At 50.9% G+C, this 16,395-nt stretch carries 15 protein-coding genes and 1 riboswitch; of the genes, 13 read left to right on the top strand and 2 right to left on the bottom strand.

What is annotated here, in order from left to right:
* Positions 1-157 precede the first annotated feature (157 nt).
* The gene (gene trxA / locus BN3279_RS04755) at positions 158-475 is read left to right on the top strand and encodes a thioredoxin (RefSeq protein WP_059049487.1); all 318 of its coding nucleotides are present in this window, start codon (positions 158-160) and stop codon (positions 473-475) included.
* Between the two features lie 103 nt (positions 476-578).
* Entirely contained in the window at positions 579-2,489 is a 1,911-nt protein-coding gene (gene uvrC / locus BN3279_RS04760) for an excinuclease ABC subunit UvrC (protein ID WP_059049488.1), read from the top strand.
* On the opposite strand, the gene BN3279_RS04765 is transcribed toward uvrC, so the two are convergent.
* Positions 2,446-4,182 (bottom strand): CPBP family intramembrane glutamic endopeptidase, encoded by a 1,737-nt coding sequence (locus BN3279_RS04765; protein ID WP_059049686.1) that lies wholly within the window; start codon positions 4,180-4,182, stop codon positions 2,446-2,448. The two genes, uvrC and BN3279_RS04765, sit on opposite strands and share 44 nt — an antisense overlap.
* Before the next feature lie 476 nt (positions 4,183-4,658).
* Positions 4,659-4,817, top strand: a riboswitch (cyclic di-AMP (ydaO/yuaA leader).
* Positions 4,818-4,928: 111 nt separating this feature from the next.
* On the opposite strand from BN3279_RS04765, the gene BN3279_RS04770 reads away from it, so the two are divergent.
* Both BN3279_RS04770 and BN3279_RS04775 read left to right on the top strand, forming a co-directional pair.
* A complete protein-coding gene (locus BN3279_RS04770) occupies positions 4,929-6,263 on the top strand; it encodes a TrkH family potassium uptake protein (protein ID WP_059049687.1) in 1,335 nt (444 codons plus the stop codon).
* Between the two features lie 16 nt (positions 6,264-6,279).
* Positions 6,280-6,948 carry a potassium channel family protein gene (locus tag BN3279_RS04775; RefSeq protein ID WP_059049489.1) on the top strand — a complete coding sequence of 223 codons (669 nt, stop codon included), beginning with the start codon at positions 6,280-6,282 and terminating at the stop codon, positions 6,946-6,948.
* 79 nt (positions 6,949-7,027) lie between these two features.
* Here BN3279_RS04775 and BN3279_RS04780 read toward each other — a convergent pair whose 3' ends face one another.
* Positions 7,028-7,939 carry a LysR family transcriptional regulator gene (locus tag BN3279_RS04780; protein WP_059049490.1) on the bottom strand — a complete coding sequence of 304 codons (912 nt, stop codon included), beginning with the start codon at positions 7,937-7,939 and terminating at the stop codon, positions 7,028-7,030.
* Between the two features lie 218 nt (positions 7,940-8,157).
* Between BN3279_RS04780 and BN3279_RS04785 the strand changes: the two genes are divergently transcribed.
* The 9 genes from BN3279_RS04785 to BN3279_RS04820 all read left to right on the top strand — a co-directional run bounded on the left by BN3279_RS04785 (position 8,158) and on the right by BN3279_RS04820 (position 16,390).
* Entirely contained in the window at positions 8,158-8,829 is a 672-nt protein-coding gene (locus BN3279_RS04785; RefSeq protein ID WP_059049491.1) for a succinate dehydrogenase cytochrome b558 subunit, read from the top strand.
* Positions 8,830-8,956: 127 nt separating this feature from the next.
* Positions 8,957-10,702 (top strand): succinate dehydrogenase flavoprotein subunit, encoded by a 1,746-nt coding sequence (gene sdhA, locus BN3279_RS04790; protein WP_059049492.1) that lies wholly within the window; start codon positions 8,957-8,959, stop codon positions 10,700-10,702.
* A 12-nt stretch (positions 10,703-10,714) separates the two neighbouring features.
* Positions 10,715-11,500: a succinate dehydrogenase iron-sulfur subunit gene (sdhB, locus tag BN3279_RS04795; RefSeq protein ID WP_187377738.1), complete on the top strand. Its 786-nt coding sequence runs from the start codon at positions 10,715-10,717 to the stop codon at positions 11,498-11,500.
* Positions 11,501-11,677: 177 nt separating this feature from the next.
* Positions 11,678-12,046, top strand: coding sequence for a RidA family protein (locus BN3279_RS04800; RefSeq protein ID WP_059049493.1), 369 nt, complete (start codon positions 11,678-11,680; stop codon positions 12,044-12,046).
* A gap of 162 nt (positions 12,047-12,208) precedes the next feature.
* Positions 12,209-12,358 (top strand): 50S ribosomal protein L33, encoded by a 150-nt coding sequence (gene rpmG / locus BN3279_RS23340; RefSeq protein ID WP_082672940.1) that lies wholly within the window; start codon positions 12,209-12,211, stop codon positions 12,356-12,358.
* A gap of 12 nt (positions 12,359-12,370) precedes the next feature.
* Positions 12,371-13,570 (top strand): GTP-binding protein, encoded by a 1,200-nt coding sequence (locus tag BN3279_RS04805; RefSeq protein WP_059049494.1) that lies wholly within the window; start codon positions 12,371-12,373, stop codon positions 13,568-13,570.
* A gap of 93 nt (positions 13,571-13,663) precedes the next feature.
* Positions 13,664-14,371, top strand: a complete 708-nt coding sequence (locus BN3279_RS04810) for a metal ABC transporter ATP-binding protein (RefSeq protein WP_059049495.1) — start codon at positions 13,664-13,666, stop codon at positions 14,369-14,371.
* On the top strand, positions 14,317-15,201 hold the full coding sequence (locus tag BN3279_RS04815) for a metal ABC transporter permease (protein ID WP_059049496.1): 885 nt from the start codon (positions 14,317-14,319) through the stop codon (positions 15,199-15,201). Before BN3279_RS04810 ends, BN3279_RS04815 begins: the two co-directional genes overlap by 55 nt.
* Positions 15,182-16,390, top strand: coding sequence for a metal ABC transporter substrate-binding protein (locus tag BN3279_RS04820; protein ID WP_059049497.1), 1,209 nt, complete (start codon positions 15,182-15,184; stop codon positions 16,388-16,390). Before BN3279_RS04815 ends, BN3279_RS04820 begins: the two co-directional genes overlap by 20 nt.
* Positions 16,391-16,395: the final 5 nt, after the last annotated feature.

Here is a 16,395-nt window from a genome sequence, read left to right on the forward strand (position 1 = left end):
ACGCACTTTCTTTTTTTTAGTGAGTTGTGGTATAATGGCTTCGGCAGTCCCTTTGCGGTCTGCTCGTATTTACTATCTGGTTAAATAAATGAGCTGTTCGTGGTTTCTGCAGGTATTGACCTCAGACCATGAGCACAAACATAAGGAGGAATTGGTTATGGCCATCGTAAATGTAACCGATCAGTCTTTTAATAATGAGATTGAAGGGCAAGCTCCCGTTCTTGTTGACTTCTGGGCTCCATGGTGCGGTCCTTGTAAAATGATTGCTCCGATTCTGGAAGAGCTGTCAGGCGAAGTAGGAGATGCGGTGAAGATCGCTAAGTTGAATGTTGACGATAACCCGGAAACGGCTTCCCGTTTCGGCGTTATGAGCATTCCTACATTGATTCTGTTCAAGGATGGTCAACCGGTCGATAAGATCGTTGGCTTGAATTCGAAGGACACGCTGAAGAACCTGCTTGCTAAACATCAGTAAGCTAGGCTATCAGGCACGTTGATTGGTGCCTTGGATGACGCCTCCGGACCAACCGGAGGCGTTATTTTTATCGTCATAAGCCAAGGAGAGAGGAGGGGAAGCTATGGATTCCTTTACAAGCGAGGCGCTGGACCAGGAAAAGGCGATGGAAGCAATTCGTCATAAGCTGGCGTTGCTGCCTGACTTACCGGGTTGTTATTTAATGAAGAACAAGGATGGCTTGATCATATATGTAGGTAAAGCCAAGGTTCTGAAGAACCGGGTCCGTTCTTACTTTACGGGCAGCCATAATGGTAAGACGCAACGGCTTGTCTCCGAAATCCGCGATTTTGAATATATCGTAACCGGCAGCAATATGGAGGCGCTCATTCTGGAGTGCAACCTGATCAAGAAACATCATCCGCGGTTTAATGTACTATTGAAGGATGATAAAACCTTTCCTTACATTAAAATTACGAATGAACGACACCCCCGGCTGGAAGTAACGCGGCGGGTGCTTAAAGATAAAGCAAAATATTTCGGTCCTTACCCTAACGCTTATGCCGCCCAGCAGACCAAGAAGCTACTGGATCGTATGTATCCACTCCGTAAATGCAATGTGATGCCCAAGGAGGTCTGCCTGTATTATCATATCGGGCAATGTTTGGCTCCCTGTGTACAGGAGGTATCGCAGGATACTTATGATGCCATGACCCAGGAGATCGTGTCATTCCTGAGCGGCGGCCATGAAGAGATCAAGCGGGAGTTGCAGCGCAAGATGCATGAGGCGGCCGAGGAATTGCAATTTGAGCGAGCCAAGGAGCTACGCGACCAGATCATTAATATCGATGCTCTTATGGAGAAGCAGAAGATTACCATGAACGATGCCAAGGACCGGGATGTATTTGGTTATGCCGTGGACAAGGGCTGGATGTGTGTGCAGATCTTGTACATGCGCCAAGGGAAAATGATCGAGCGCCACGCGTCGGTGTTCCCGTTCTACGGCGATGCTTACGGAGACTTCCTGTCTTATGTCACGCAGTATTACAGCGAGAACCCGGCGCTGCCGCAAGAAATTTTGCTGCCGGAGATGAAGGAGTCTGTGGCTACGGAGGACGCTGAACCCTTGCAAGCCGAGGGTGCTCACGGCGAGAACTTCACGCTGGACTCGACTTCCGGAGCTGCTGCCTTGCAGCAGTGGCTTGGCGTGAAGACGCTGGTTCCGCAGCGCGGACTTAAGCGGCAAATGATTACGATGGCGACAGAGAATGCCCGTGTGTCGCTTGACGAGAAATTCCGCCTCATCGAACGCGACGAAGAGCGGACCTCCAAAGCTGCCGAGAACTTGGGGAAAGCCATCGGCTTGGAGAAGGTCACGCGAATCGAAGCGTTTGATAACTCCAACATCCAAGGGACCAACCCGGTATCAGCGATGGTAGTCTTCATCGATGGCAAGCCAGCCAAGAAGGAATATCGGAAATACAAGGTCAAGACCGTAGAAGGGCCCGATGATTATGAAACGATGCGCGAGGTGATTCGTCGTCGCTACGAGCGGGTGCTCAAGGAGGAGTTGCCCCGTCCGGATCTGATCGTGGTCGATGGCGGCAAGGGGCAAATCTCAGCGGCCAGCGACGTGCTGGAGAACGAACTGGGCCTTTACATTCCCGTGTGTGGACTGGTCAAGGATGCGAAGCACAAAACAGCACAGCTCATGGCTTACGATCCACCAGAGCCGGTGTACCTGCCCCGCGACAGTCAGGAGTTCTACCTTCTGCAACGCATACAGGATGAGGTGCATCGCTTCGCCATTACCTTCCACCGCGAGCAACGTGCCAAGTCCATGGTCACTTCCCAACTGGACGCCATTCCTGGCATCGGAGAGAAGCGGCGTAAGGCGCTATTAAAGCATTTTGGTTCACTCAAAAAAATAAAAGAGGCCTCCGTCGAAGACTTCCGGCCTCTTTCTATAGGGGATAAGCTGGCTCGTGAAATTATAAATGCCCTTCGGGACGAGGAGCCACCGGAGGAGTCGTGAAGAACGGCTCCTCTTTTTGTTGCGCCGGCGGTTCCTTACGCTCCCGACCTGGCGGGTTGAAGACATAAATGACATAGGCTACTATTGCTGGCAGAGCGATGTAGAATACGCCAGCGGCGATATTCAGCGCTCCTCCCATAAACATCAAGCTCAGCGCCATCAGAATGCTGTCGAAGATGACGTGGGAGAACACGGCGGCAGCAAAGCCGTAGCGCAGGAAGACAAAGCTGAACAGCAGCCCGATGATGGTCAGTTCAATCGGTCTTGAGTAGATAGGATAGATCGGATACAAGGTATGCCCCAGCGCCCAAATTAACGTGGACAGCAAGCAGGCTACAAAGGTGCTGCGGAACATTTTCTTCAGCATAGGAATCCCGAATAATCGGTAAACCGCTTCTTCTCCGATTCCGGCCACCCAGGCCAAGAGTGGGAACAAGAGCGGATACACCATATTGTAAGGCGACTGCGTTGAATCGCTTGTAGACCAGGTGCCGATACTCTGCTCAAGGACGAGGAAGATAATTGACTGTACACCTAACAAAATCAAGGCCCAGGCATAGCCATCAGTCATGGAGGTCAGCACATGACGGCCATAACCTGCTTCTCTGGCACGAGGCCACGGATTGATTCCTTGCTGGCGCCATAATCCATTTCCGCCTACCAGTGAGAAATAGATGGCTATGGACATGAACAGGGTTGACACACTTTGGAAGACCAGCAGGAAGATCAGCATAAACGGCTCGGTGCTTTCCTTCTCAAAAATAGGCAGCATGTTGAAAGTGCCCACCATGGAGAGCACAAAATAAAGTGAAGTCAGAAAAATACCACGTTTGAATGATGTGTGTCGTCTCGTGAGGGCGCTATACACGATAGCAAGCACACCCAGGACAAAGCTCAAGAAGGCATAGCCGGCAAAAGTAAGCCAAGTGGCGAGCGTCGTCTGCTGCTTCACATAATTCAAATGGTCGGCCGGAGCGACGAAATAGCTTTCCAGTGAAGAGACGAAGCCATATTCATAATGGATTTGAATCTGCGCATGGGAGTCCCCCACGGTATATCCATTCAAATCATACAGCAGGCCTACGTCACCTTCGCCGGAAGCGAGTGTTAAATCAGCGTTAGCGAAGCCGAAGGCATCCAGGTAGGGCTGGGCCATTTCTTCCTTCTCGGCCAGTGTTAAATCGCCTTCCCAAGATAACATGGTCTCGGTAGTCTCCGTCCCCAAATCCAGCATCGTCTGCTTGTTCGTATTGTTGGCGGACATAATTTCTTCAAAGGCAACGACTTGCCCGGAATTCATATGTACATCGACGGTCAAGGCATTCAGCAGATCATCAGGCTGCTTGAAGAGAACGCGGAATACATCGTAAGGAAATTGCTGCTCGTAGCTCTTCAAATAGGTGGACAGCAACTCCGATTTTGTCAAATAACCCAGCAAATCAGAACGTGATTCGTAGGTAACCAGTGCCTTATCTTTTGACTGTTCAGACAAGTCCAATTGCAGAACGGATTGCACGAAATTGGCCGCCTGCTCCTTGGCTTGCTGCTTGCTGATGATCTCTTTGGATTGCTCCATCTGCAGCAACTCCGAATCATTCGTCGGAAGCAACTGGATGACGATAAATACGACTAGCCCTAGCGCAGCGAGCAACCAAAGCGTACGGGTCTTCAGTTTGCGACCGGCAGGTTTCATGGAGAAATTCACTTGCACAACTCCTTTTTGGTGTAATAAGAGGTATGATTTAGCCCCAAGTTCGTCACAGTAAAGATAACACAGTTGAAGTGGCCTTCGCCAGAATAGCAGGTAAAAAATAAGAAAAGCGGCAATAAACCCGGCAACCCTTCGCATGGCTCAGATTCAGGGGTCCGTGGATTCAGGGTTCACTCCTTTTCGCGGTTTTCCCGTCTATTTAGACGAAATGAAGCTTTGTCCTGGCAGCAAATAAGGATTATAATCCATTTGATGAAAATGGAAAGGTAGTTCAAAAAGTCGTTTTCCCAGGACGAAGATGTACGAGAAATAGATTCGACATCGAATCTTGAATTCACCCGGGACTTCCGTTGCTCACGTAGATCTGTCTACGCTCCGCTACTCAGTCCCTAGCTTCATCCAACCTTCTCGGTCCTGTAAACCCGATTTTTTGAACGCCTATTGAAAGCAAATAATTGAAAATAAAATGGCCGAATTTCAATGGAAAACGGGGGAACCGGTTTTTTGGGGTGAATTTTGCTAAATCTTACGAGCCGAGGCTTGGGGAGGAAGCGAATAGGGCAACTGTGCATGTCCGAATCCGTCAGCTAACCTCGTAGGCCTTTGCAGCAGGAACCAAACACCGAAAGGCATTGGATTTCCAGTGCTTTTTTATTTTTGCGTTCTCTTCAAGAGGTTGAAAATCAGACCTTTTGAACATATTTAATGACAACGATGAGGTGAGCCTGGTGGGATTGCATAAATTGAATTTATCTCCGCCCCAAATTTTGGTGACGGGGTTTGCCCTGATTATTATGCTGGGTGCCCTGTTGCTTATGCTACCCATTTCCAGCGTCTCCAAGGCAAGCTTACCATTTATTGATGCCTTGTTTACAGCCACCTCGGCCACCTGTGTAACCGGTCTGGTGGTGGTGGATACGGGCACTTATTTTTCCCCGTTTGGCCAAATGGTCATATTGATACTTATTCAGGTGGGCGGTTTGGGTTTTATGAGTGTAGCGACGATGTTCTCTCTGGTATTCAAGCGGAAAATATCGCTGCGGGATCGTCTACTGCTTCAGGAAGCAATGAACCAGAATTCGATGGAAGGGATCGTTCGACTGATTCGCAAGGTCCTGTTCTTTTCCTTGATTATTGAGTCGATTGCAGCGGTGCTCTTCACTCTGAGATTGGCTCTGGATATGCCTTTTGGCCGGGCGTTGTACTTCGGTATATTTCATGCTATCGCTTTGTTTAATAATGCGGGCTTTCATTTGTTCGGAGGCAGTCAAAGCTTGATGTCGTATGTATCTGATCCGCTGATTAACCTGGTCTCCATCTTCCTGATTATATCGGGGGGACTTGGTTTTGTCGTTCTATCTGACCTGTTCGACATTCGCCACCGCCGCAAGCTGTCGCTTCATTCCAAGGTTGTGCTGTCGATGACGGCGGCCTTGATTGTATCCGGAGCCTTGATCATCTTCGTCTTCGAGTTCACCAATACGGGGACGCTGAAGCCGCTGGATTGGGGTGGCAAGCTTTGGAGTGCCTTGTTCCAGTCGGTGGCGCCGCGGACGGCCGGAGCTCATACGCTGGACATCGAAGCCCTCCGTCAGGCTACGCAATTCTTCATTATAATATTGATGTTTATCGGGGCTTCTCCGGGGTCTACCGGGGGCGGCATTAAGACTACCACCTTCACGATTCTGGCCGGTGCGGTGCTGTCGATGATTCGTGGACGTACAGACCTGGTTCTGTTCCGCTACAGAATGGTACAGGAACGGATTTTCAAGGCGGTGACATTGACTATGATGTCGTTGTTCTTCATTATTACTGTGGCCATTGTGCTGTCTGCCACTGAAGAAGCTGGATTTCTGGCGATTTTGTTCGAGGCTACCTCCGCCTTTGGTACGGTAGGTTTATCCATGGGGGTGACGGAGCAGTTGACGACCATCGGCAAGGTAATCCTTAGTTTTACGATGTTTGCGGGACGTCTCGGACCGTTGACGCTTGCTTATGCACTGGGACCGAAGAAGGGGAAAGAACCCTATCGTCATCCCGAAGGCAAAATGATTATAGGATAAGGGGATATTACCTTTCATGAGAACACAGCAGTTTGTAGTAATCGGGCTGGGGCGCTTTGGCTCAAATTTGGCGCTGGAGTTGGTAGACCTAGGTTATGAGGTCATGGGCATCGACCGCAACGAGGAACTAGTCCAGGAACTTGGCGATCAGTTGACCCATGCCGTCGCCGCTGATGCCACTGACGAGGAGATGCTCAAATCGTTAGGAGTGCGCAATTTTGACTGCGGTATTGTGGCCATCGGCAATGACATCCAAATGAGCATTCTGGCCGCGATTCTGCTCAAGGAGCTTGGGGTCAAGACCGTGGTAGCCAAAGCCATCTCGATGCTTCACGGGCGAGCACTGGAGAAGCTGGGCGTAGACCGTATCATTTATCCCGAACGGGATATGGGGATCAGGGTTGCCCACCAACTCGTCACTCCTAATCTGCTGGATTATATTGAATTGTCCAAGGAGTTCAGTATTGTGGAAATGAAGGTTCCAGCCAGTATGCATGGCAAGAGCCTGGGCGAGTTGAATACGCGATCTCAGTTTGCGTGTAGTGTAGTGGCCCTTCACAGGGATGGCAACATCATGGTGGCTCCGACGGCGATGGACCAGTTGTACGAAGGGGATATCATGGTCATTATTGGTGGGAACGAGAAGATGGAGCAGTTTGAGAACATGATAAATGAAGAAGCATAGAGGTAGTTCGACTCTTTGAACACGCACTTCTAGCGAAACAGCCGCTTGCACAGGTGTTAATCTGTGAGCGGCTGTTTTTTTATAATGACAAATCCCGTACCAGGCGATGGCGTACTTGGGCAATCCATTCCTTCATGTCCCGACTAAGCTCTGACTTGTCGTCGTAAACAAGGCAGGTCTCCCGGCGGGTCTGCTCCAATTCGGAGATGGGGATGCTCAGCAGGCCGTTATCGCGCAGCAGAGAGGCGCGGAGGTAAGACTTGGGCAGCAGGGCAGCGGCCTTGCAAATGGGCAGGAGCCTCACGATCGCTTCAAACGAATCAATCTCCATGCGTATGTCCGGAATAATACTGTAGCGTCCGAACAGGTCGTCGATCAGCTTGCGATACCATGTGCCTTTCGAGAAGACGATCATGGGCTGTCCGTTCAAGTCCTCCATGGTGATCCGCTGATCCTGATAGATGGTGGAGAGCTCCTGATCTTTGGGAACGACAAGTTCCAGATGGTCCTGGAACAAAGGCAGACATTTGAGCCCCGTTTCGCTGATCGAAGAGGCGACGACGCCGATATCTACTTTTTTATTACGTACATAAGACACGATTTCATGCGTTTTGCCTGTTACTAGCTTGAGCTCAATATCGGGGAACTTCTCCATTAAGGTCGTGACGAGCGGTGGAAGTGTGGTCTGAATGGTGGTCAAGCTGGCGCCGAGTGTAACCACGCTGCGTTCTACCGTCTTGAAGCGGGAGACTGTTTGCAGGAAGGTCTGGTGGCGTTGTCGCTGCTCCAGTGCGTACAGGTAGGCCTCCTGACCAACGCGGGTCAGTTCAAGCCTTTTACCTTTCCGGTGAAATAGCGCAATCCCCCATTCCTCCTCCAGCTTGACAATCTTCCTTGATAGGGCCGGCTGCGAGATGTTGAGCACCTTAGAGGCCTTATTTAAACTGGATTGCTCCACCACCGTTGTAAATACCAAAAATTCCTCCAGCATGGTGCCCTCCTTTTTTTGCGGCATTACAGGAATCGACAGGATTCCTTATGCTCATTCGTTATAATAATTAATAAGTATATTGCAATTCCATTATAAGATGAAAAGGAGTAACATGAAAAGTGACACAAGTTGTTCACATGTTACTTTTGTTACAAACTATTTTACAAATGCGCAAGCCAAAAAGAGATGCACAACCAAGGAAAGGGGTACACGCACTTATGAAAGGGTTTTATTCCAGAAAACTTCATTCGCTTCTGGGCGTCATTCCGCTGGGCGCTTTCCTGCTGGAGCACATGGTTACCAACTTTGCGGCGGTTGAGGGCGGCAGTGAAGGTTTTAGGGAAGCTGTAGCTTTCCTGAATGGCTTGCCACTAGTATTGCTGCTGGAGATTTTCGGGATTTGGTTGCCACTTCTCTATCATGGCGTTTACGGCATGTACATTGCCTTTCAGGCCAAGCCCAACAATGGGCGGTTCAATACGGAACGTAACCTGCGGTACTTATTGCAGCGGATTACTGGCGTGATCGCCTTTGCCTTTGTCATATGGCATGTGCTCGAGACGCGGGTACAAGTGGCACTGGGTCGCGTATCACATGAGGAGCTTGGCGGCGTGATGCATGATATCGTAAATCAGCCTATCTTCTTCGTGCTGTATTTGATCGGTATTGTATCTGCGGCGTTTCATTTTACGAACGGTTTGTGGTCGTTCCTGGTGAGCTGGGGTGTAACGGTAGGTCCCCGTTCGCAGCGTGTATCTTCTTATATTTGCATGGGCTTGTTCGCCATCGTGTCTGTGATGTTCATCTGGTCGTTGATCGCATTCCGCGATGCGGAATTTCAGGCCGGGGGCACGGCTTTGCTGGAGACCGTCAAGGCACTTATGGCATAGGACGTTTACCCAAAGCAGCAAAGTCCTTGGATAAGAAACAGGACGGTGCCAGGCCAGGGCGTGAAGAACAGCCCGGCTTGACCATCTGTCTATACGGACTACAAAACGTTTAGGAGTTGAAATAGAGATGGCTAAACAAAGCTTGATTGTTGTAGGCGGCGGCCTGGCCGGGCTGATGGCCACGATTAAATCGGCTGAGGCGGGCGTGCCGGTGCAGCTCTTTTCACTTGTGCCGGTGAAGCGTTCCCATTCGGTTTGTGCGCAAGGCGGTATTAATGGCGCCGTGAACACCAAGGGGGAGGGGGATTCTCCTTGGGAGCATTTTGACGATACGGTTTATGGCGGGGACTTTCTGGCCAATCAACCGCCAGTCAAAGCGATGTGCGAAGCTGCTCCCGGCATCATCCATCTGATGGACCGGATGGGCGTGATGTTTAACCGTACACCGGAGGGATTGCTCGACTTCCGTCGTTTTGGGGGCACGAAGCGCCACCGGACAGCCTTTGCCGGAGCTACGACAGGTCAACAACTACTGTATGCCCTGGATGAGCAGGTACGCCGTTATGAGGCAGCCGGGCTGGTGACGAAGTATGAGAATTGGGAGTTTCTATCCGCGGTAATCGATGATGAAGGCGTATGTCGTGGTATTTCCGCACAAAATCTGCGTTCGATGGAGATCGTTACATTCGCCGCAGATGCGGTTATTCTGGCGACCGGTGGTCCGGGCATTATTTTCGGTAAAACAACGAATTCCGTTATTAATACGGGCACGGCTGCCAGCGCAGTGTATCAGCAAGGCGTTACTTATGCTAACGGTGAATTTATCCAAATTCACCCTACGGCCATTCCGGGGGACGACAAGCTGCGGCTGATGTCTGAATCGGCACGGGGCGAGGGCGGACGCATTTGGACATACAAGGACGGCAAACCTTGGTATTTCCTTGAGGAGAAATATCCGGCTTACGGCAACCTGGTACCGCGGGATATCGCAACCCGGGAGATCTTCAGCGTCTGTATTGACATGAAGCTGGGAATCAACGGGGAGAACATGGTGTACCTCGATCTGTCCCATAAAGATCCGAAGGAACTGGACGTCAAGCTTGGGGGCATTATCGAAATCTACGAGAAATTTATGGGCGATGATCCGCGCAAGATTCCGATGAAAATTTTCCCGGCGGTGCATTATTCCATGGGTGGCATGTGGGTCGACTACAATCAGATGACCAGCATCCCCGGCTTGTTTGCGGCGGGAGAATGCGAATATCAATATCATGGAGCGAACCGGCTGGGGGCCAACTCGCTGGTGTCTGCGATTTATGGTGGGATGGTTGCGGGACCAAAGGCAGTCGAATACATTCGCGGCTTGAAGAAGTCGACCGAGGACGTCAATCCGGCGGTGTTTGACAGTCGTCGCAAGGAGCAGGCTGACAAATACGAGGGTTTGCTGGCGATGAATGGAACGGAGAATCCTTACGTGTTGCACAAGGAATTGGGCGACTGGATGACCGCCAACATGACGGTGGTGCGTTATAACGATAAGCTGGAAGCGACCATTGGCAAAATTAAAGAGCTGAAGGAACGCTATGGGAAAATTAACATCAACGACACGTCTCGCTGGAGCAATGCCGGAGCTACATTTACCCGTCAGCTCTGGAACATGATGGAGCTTGCGGAAGCGATGACACTCTCGGCGTTGCTTCGCAATGAAAGTCGTGGAGCTCATTACAAGCCGGACTTTCCGGAGCGAAATGACGAGGAATTCCTCAGAACGACCAAGGCGTCCTGGACGCCGGAGGGTCCGCAAATATCATACGAGGCGGTGGATGTATCCCTGATTCCGCCGCGCATTCGCGATTATTCCAAGGACAAATAGGAGGGAACACTCATGGCGATGGCCGAAGCGGAAGTACCCGGCAACAAAATGACGGTGAAGAAGGTTAAATTCATCATAACGCGTCAGGATGAACCTGAGTCCAAGTCCTATATTGAGGAGTTCGAGCTGGACTATCGTCCTGGCATGAACGTGATCAGTGCATTGATGGAGATTCAGCGCAACCCGGTGAATGGAAAAGGGGAAACGACTGCCCCGGTCTGCTGGGAATCGAATTGCCTGGAGGAGGTTTGTGGGGCTTGCTCCATGGTCATTAACGGCAAGCCTCGTCAGGCTTGTGCGGCCCTGGTGGATCAATTGGAGCAGCCGATCCGGGTAGAGCCCATGCGGACCTTTCCGGTCGTTCGCGACCTGGTGATTGACCGTACCCGAATGTTCAATGCGCTGAAGAAGGTGAAGGCCTGGATTCCCATCGATGGCACGTACGATTTGGGGCCTGGTCCCCGGATGGCGGAGAAGAAGCGGCAATGGGCTTATGAATTGTCCAAGTGCATGACTTGCGGGGTTTGTCTGGAAGCCTGCCCTAACGTTAACGAGAAGACGAACTTCATGGGTCCGGCTGCCATCTCGCAGGTTCGTCTGTTCAATGCTCATCCGACAGGTGAAATGAATGCCGAGGAACGGCTGGATGCGTTGATGGAGGATGGCGGTATTGAAGGCTGTGGCAATTCGCAAAACTGCGTTGTGGCTTGTCCGAAGGGCATTCCATTAACAACCTCCATTGCGGAGATGAACAAGGCTACGACCAAGCATATGTTTAAGCGTTGGTTGGGGGTTTAAACGAAATTGATGGGTAGGACCATAAAAATGACATTCAAAATGACTATTTTGAGTGTCATTTTTTTATCCATTTCAGAGAAAAATTCATCAGATCGACATTTGATATGCAGGAACATACGTTCTATAATTGTGTAGTAATGTTCATTATAACCAATTTCATTAAGGGGTTGAATAACAATGAGCAACATTATTAGGCATGAAATTAACGAAGAATATGCTTTTGCTGGTTTTGTGGAAGCGGGAGATTTTATCTTTCTTAGCTTCTGCGTAGGCAATGTTGGAGGCTCGGTTGAAGAGCAAGTAGAAGGTGCGCTCAATAACATGAGCGAGCGGTTAGCAGAGGTAAATCTATCTCTCGATTCCGTAGTTAAAGTAGATGTACTGCTGAGAGATGTGTGGGATATTCCTGTCATGGAAAAGGTGTTCAAGCAACGATTTAAAGGGAATTATCCCGCGAGGAAAACCATTTTCACGGAATTTGCTCACGTAGGTGGCCCTGATGGCCTTAAAGTTCAAATTGATGCCGTGGCCTATCGAGGGAAGTAGCATATATTGCGGCGGCAAGAAAATAGAGGGACAGCGATTTTGGCTGTCCTTTTTTTGATTTTCCCCTGCTTCCACACTTAACTTTCCAAAGGTTGACACTTGGAAAATGAACGTGTAATATTATTAAATCGTAAAAATTACGAAAAAGGAGATGCTTTACTGATGAGAGTTGTTATTACACTGGCTTGCACGGAAACCGGGGATCGGAATTACACCACGACCAAAAATAAAAAGACCCACCCTGAACGGATGGAACTACGCAAATATTGCCCACGTTTGAGAAAATACACTTTACACCGCGAAACACGCTAGGAGGCTTATCGTATGCTGGCGCAACAAACTAAGAGAATACCGGTCACCGTGCTCAGCGGCTACCTTGGGTCCGGGAAGACGACGCTGCTGAATCATGTCCTGCATAACCGGGATGGACTGCGGGTGGCCGTAATCGTCAACGACATGAGCGAGGTCAACGTCGATGCGAACCTGGTGAAGTCGGGCAATACCTTATCCAGAACCGAAGAGAAGCTGGTGGAGATGTCCAACGGCTGTATCTGTTGCACATTGCGTGATGATTTACTGATTGAGGTGCAGAAGCTGGCGGCGGAGGGCCGGTTTGATTACATTTTAATCGAGTCCTCAGGTATCAGCGAGCCTGTTCCTGTGGCCCAAACCTTCACCTATGCCAACCCGGACCTGGATATTGATTTAACCTCCCTAGCGCGGTTGGATACCATGGTGACCGTTGTAGATGCGAACCGCTTCTGGCATGATTTTGCCTCAGGAGAAAGCCTGCTGGATCGGAGTCAAGCTGTCTCTGATGTGGATTATCGCGATATTGTAGACCTGCTGATTGACCAGATTGAGACTTGCGATGTTCTGCTGCTCAATAAATGCGATCTGGTTGCCGAAGATGAGCTGGTCAAGCTGGAGGCGGTACTCCGAAAGCTTCAGCCCACCGCCAAACTGGTTCGTACGGTCAACGGAGTAATAGATCCGAAGGAAATTTTGAATACGGGGTTGTTTGATTTTGAGAAGACGAGCATGTCCTCGGGCTGGATTTCGGAGCTTGGTAAGGACGAGCATACACCGGAAACGGAGGAATACGGCATCGGTTCATTCGTGTACCGTAGCAGAATTCCCTTCCACCCGCAGCGGTTAAGTTATTTCTTCAGCAATTGGCCGGAGGAAGTCGTACGGGCCAAGGGATTAGCATGGATTGCCGCTCGCGGCGATATGGCTGCAACCTTGAGTCAAGCCGGTCCATCCATTCAATTCGGTCCGGCTGGTTATTGGCTGGCAGCGATGCCGGAGGAGCAGCAGCGTGAGGTGCTGGCCGAGGAGCCGGAGGTTCGAGAGCGTTGGGATGAAAGGTGGGGAGACCGGATGACAGAGCTTGTGTTCATTGGCGTTCAGATGGATCGATCTGATATTGAAGCCAGACTTGGCCGTTGCTTGTTAACCGAAGCCGAAATGCAGGAGGACTGGACCAAGTTCAATAATCCATTGCCATGGCCACGTGATTAGAGCTGGAAAATGAAGCATCTTTACAAATCGTAATTATTACGATAATATAATGCAGTGAATGCGTAATAATTACGGTTAAAGGAAGATGGTCATATGATATTGTCCTCGATGCGTGAGGTGGTGTTTGGATACGGGAGCGAGCCGGTGATTGAGAATTTGTCGCTCGATATCCAAGCAGGACAACTCATTGGAATCGCTGGTCCCAACGGCGCGGCCAAGTCGACGCTGCTTAAGTTGATGCTGGGATTGCTGAAGCCTTGGAGCGGCTCCGTTCAGTTTAACGGAGATAGTCAGCATGGGGGGAAGCTGGCGGTAGCTTATGTACCACAGCAGGTATCCTCCTTCAATGCCGGCTTCCCCAGCAAGGTTAGCGAGCTTGTGCGGTCGGGGTGTTATGCCAAGCTGGGCTGGTTCCGGCGCTTCGGGAAGGAGCAGGAACACATCGTAGAACGCTCCCTGAAGCAACTGGATATATGGGAGCTACGGGACCGCAAGATCGGGGAATTGTCCGGTGGGCAGAAGCAGCGGGTATGCCTTGCCCGTGCCTTGGCCCAGGAGCCACAAGTGCTGGTTCTGGATGAACCGGGGACAGGGATGGATGCGGCGAGCCGGGCCAAGCTGTATGCCTTGCTGCGTGAAGATGTAGATCAGCGAGGGCGGACCGTAATTATGGTGACGCACGCGCTGGAAGAGGCAAGCCCATATCTCGACACCTTGATTAGTCTGGAGCGGAAGGAAGATGAAGGATGGCAATGTTCGGTTACGAATTTATGCAACGAGCCTTTTGGGCAGGAGGACTGATCGGGATCATTGCCCCTCTGCTGGGCGTATATCTGATGCTTCGTCGTCAGGCGCTGATGGCAGATACGCTTTCCCACGTCTCCCTTGCGGGGGTGGCTCTGGGCTCAGTCCTTCATCTTAATCCTGCTCTTAGCGGCTTTGCGGTGGCCGTGGCTGGAGGGCTTGTGATTGAACAGCTTCGTCGCTCCTATCGTACATATAGCGAGCTGCCGGTGGCGATCATTATGACATCCGGTTTGGCGCTGGCGGTGGTATTGATGGGCTTACAGCAAAATTTGAGCAAAAGCTTTAGCTCCTATTTATTCGGTTCCATCGTAGCGGTCAGTGACACTCAATTGAGGCTGATTGCTGTTGTGGCGCTGATCGGCTTGATTTACTTCATTTGTCTGCGTCGCCCGCTCTACCAGCTAACCTTTGATGAAGAGACAGCCGCAATTTCAGGGGTGCGCGTGAAGCTGCTCTCCTTCTCCTTCGCGGTGTTAACGGGCATGACGGTAGCGGCTGCAATGCCGGTGGTCGGTGTACTGCTGGTGTCGGCCCTGATCGTGTTGCCAGCTTCACTAGCACTGCGGGTTGCGGGCGGTTTTCTGTCGGCAGTAATGATATCCATAGCGGTCGGCCTGACGGGGGTATTCTCCGGTCTGACCGTCTCGTACGTGCTGGACACCCCGTCCGGCGGGACGATTGCACTTATCTTACTTGTGTTCCTGCTGGTCACCATTTTATGTCAGAGAGTCATGCGGTACAAGAATCGCCGGGGAGCCGGGAAACTCATTAAACAACCTCTAAAAACAAAGGAGTCCATAAAACATGAAATCTTGGAGTCATAGTTTGGCCGCATTATCCTTAGCCGCTATGCTGGTCGTTGCCGGCTGCGGCTCAAATGGCAATCAGGCCACTAATACAGGAGCAGAAGGCAATCAGTCAACGCCTGCTCCATCCAGTGCCGAGAAGTTGCTGGTGAAAACGAGCTTTTATCCGATGTACGAATTTACCCGTCAAGTTGCAGGCGATTTGGCTGAAGTAGAGAATCTGGTACCTGCCGGAGTGGAACCCCATGATTGGGAGCCAACGCCGCAGGATATGGCCAAGATTACGGAAGCGGATGTCCTTGTCTACAACGGGGCAGGCATGGAGGGCTGGATCGAGCAAGTGCTGGATAGTGTGACAGATACGGATCTGATTGCGATCGAGGCCAGCCAAGGATTGGAGATTATGGAGGGCGAAGGCCACAGCCATGATCATGATGAGCATGCGCATGAAGAAGGTGAGCATGCGCATGAAGAAGGCGAGCATGCGCATGAAGAAGGTGAGCATGCGCATGAAGAAGGCGAGCATGCGCATGAAGAAGGTGAGCATGCGCATGAAGAAGGTGAGCATGCGCATGAGGAAGGTGAGCATGCGCATGAGGAAGGTGAGCATGCGCATGAGGAAGGTGAGCATGCGCATGAGGAAGATGAGCATGCGCATGACGAGCATGACCACGACCATGGGGGATTGGACCCGCATGTGTGGTTATCCCCGGCTTTAGCCATTCAGGAAGTTCGCAATATTGAGAAGGGCCTGGCGGAAGCTGCACCTGAGCACAAGGATGCATTCAAGGCCAATGCCGATGCTTATGTAGCCAAGCTGGAGGCCTTGGATCAAGAGTTTACCGATGAATTGAAGGATTCGCAGCGCAAGGACTTTATTACACAGCATGCCGCATTTGGCTATCTGGCCAAGCAGTATGGATTAACGCAGGTTCCGATTGCCGGACTATCACCGGAGCAGGAGCCGTCGGCTTCCCAGATGGCGGAGATTGTGGATTTTGCCAAGGAGCATAACGTCAAGACGATCTTCTTTGAGACCTTGGTGTCCTCCAGCGTGGCCGATACGATTGCCTCCGAGATTGGAGCCAAGTCGGCCGTCCTTAACCCGATTGAAGGGTTAACGGAAGAAGACATCAGCAAGCAGCACGACTACCTGGCACTGATGCGGCAGAACCTGGAAGCCCTGAAGGCCGCGCTAAACGAATAGCCTGA

It is taken from the genome of Paenibacillus senegalimassiliensis, from assembly GCF_001486585.1.
Taxonomy (GTDB): domain Bacteria; phylum Bacillota; class Bacilli; order Paenibacillales; family Paenibacillaceae; genus Fontibacillus; species Fontibacillus senegalimassiliensis.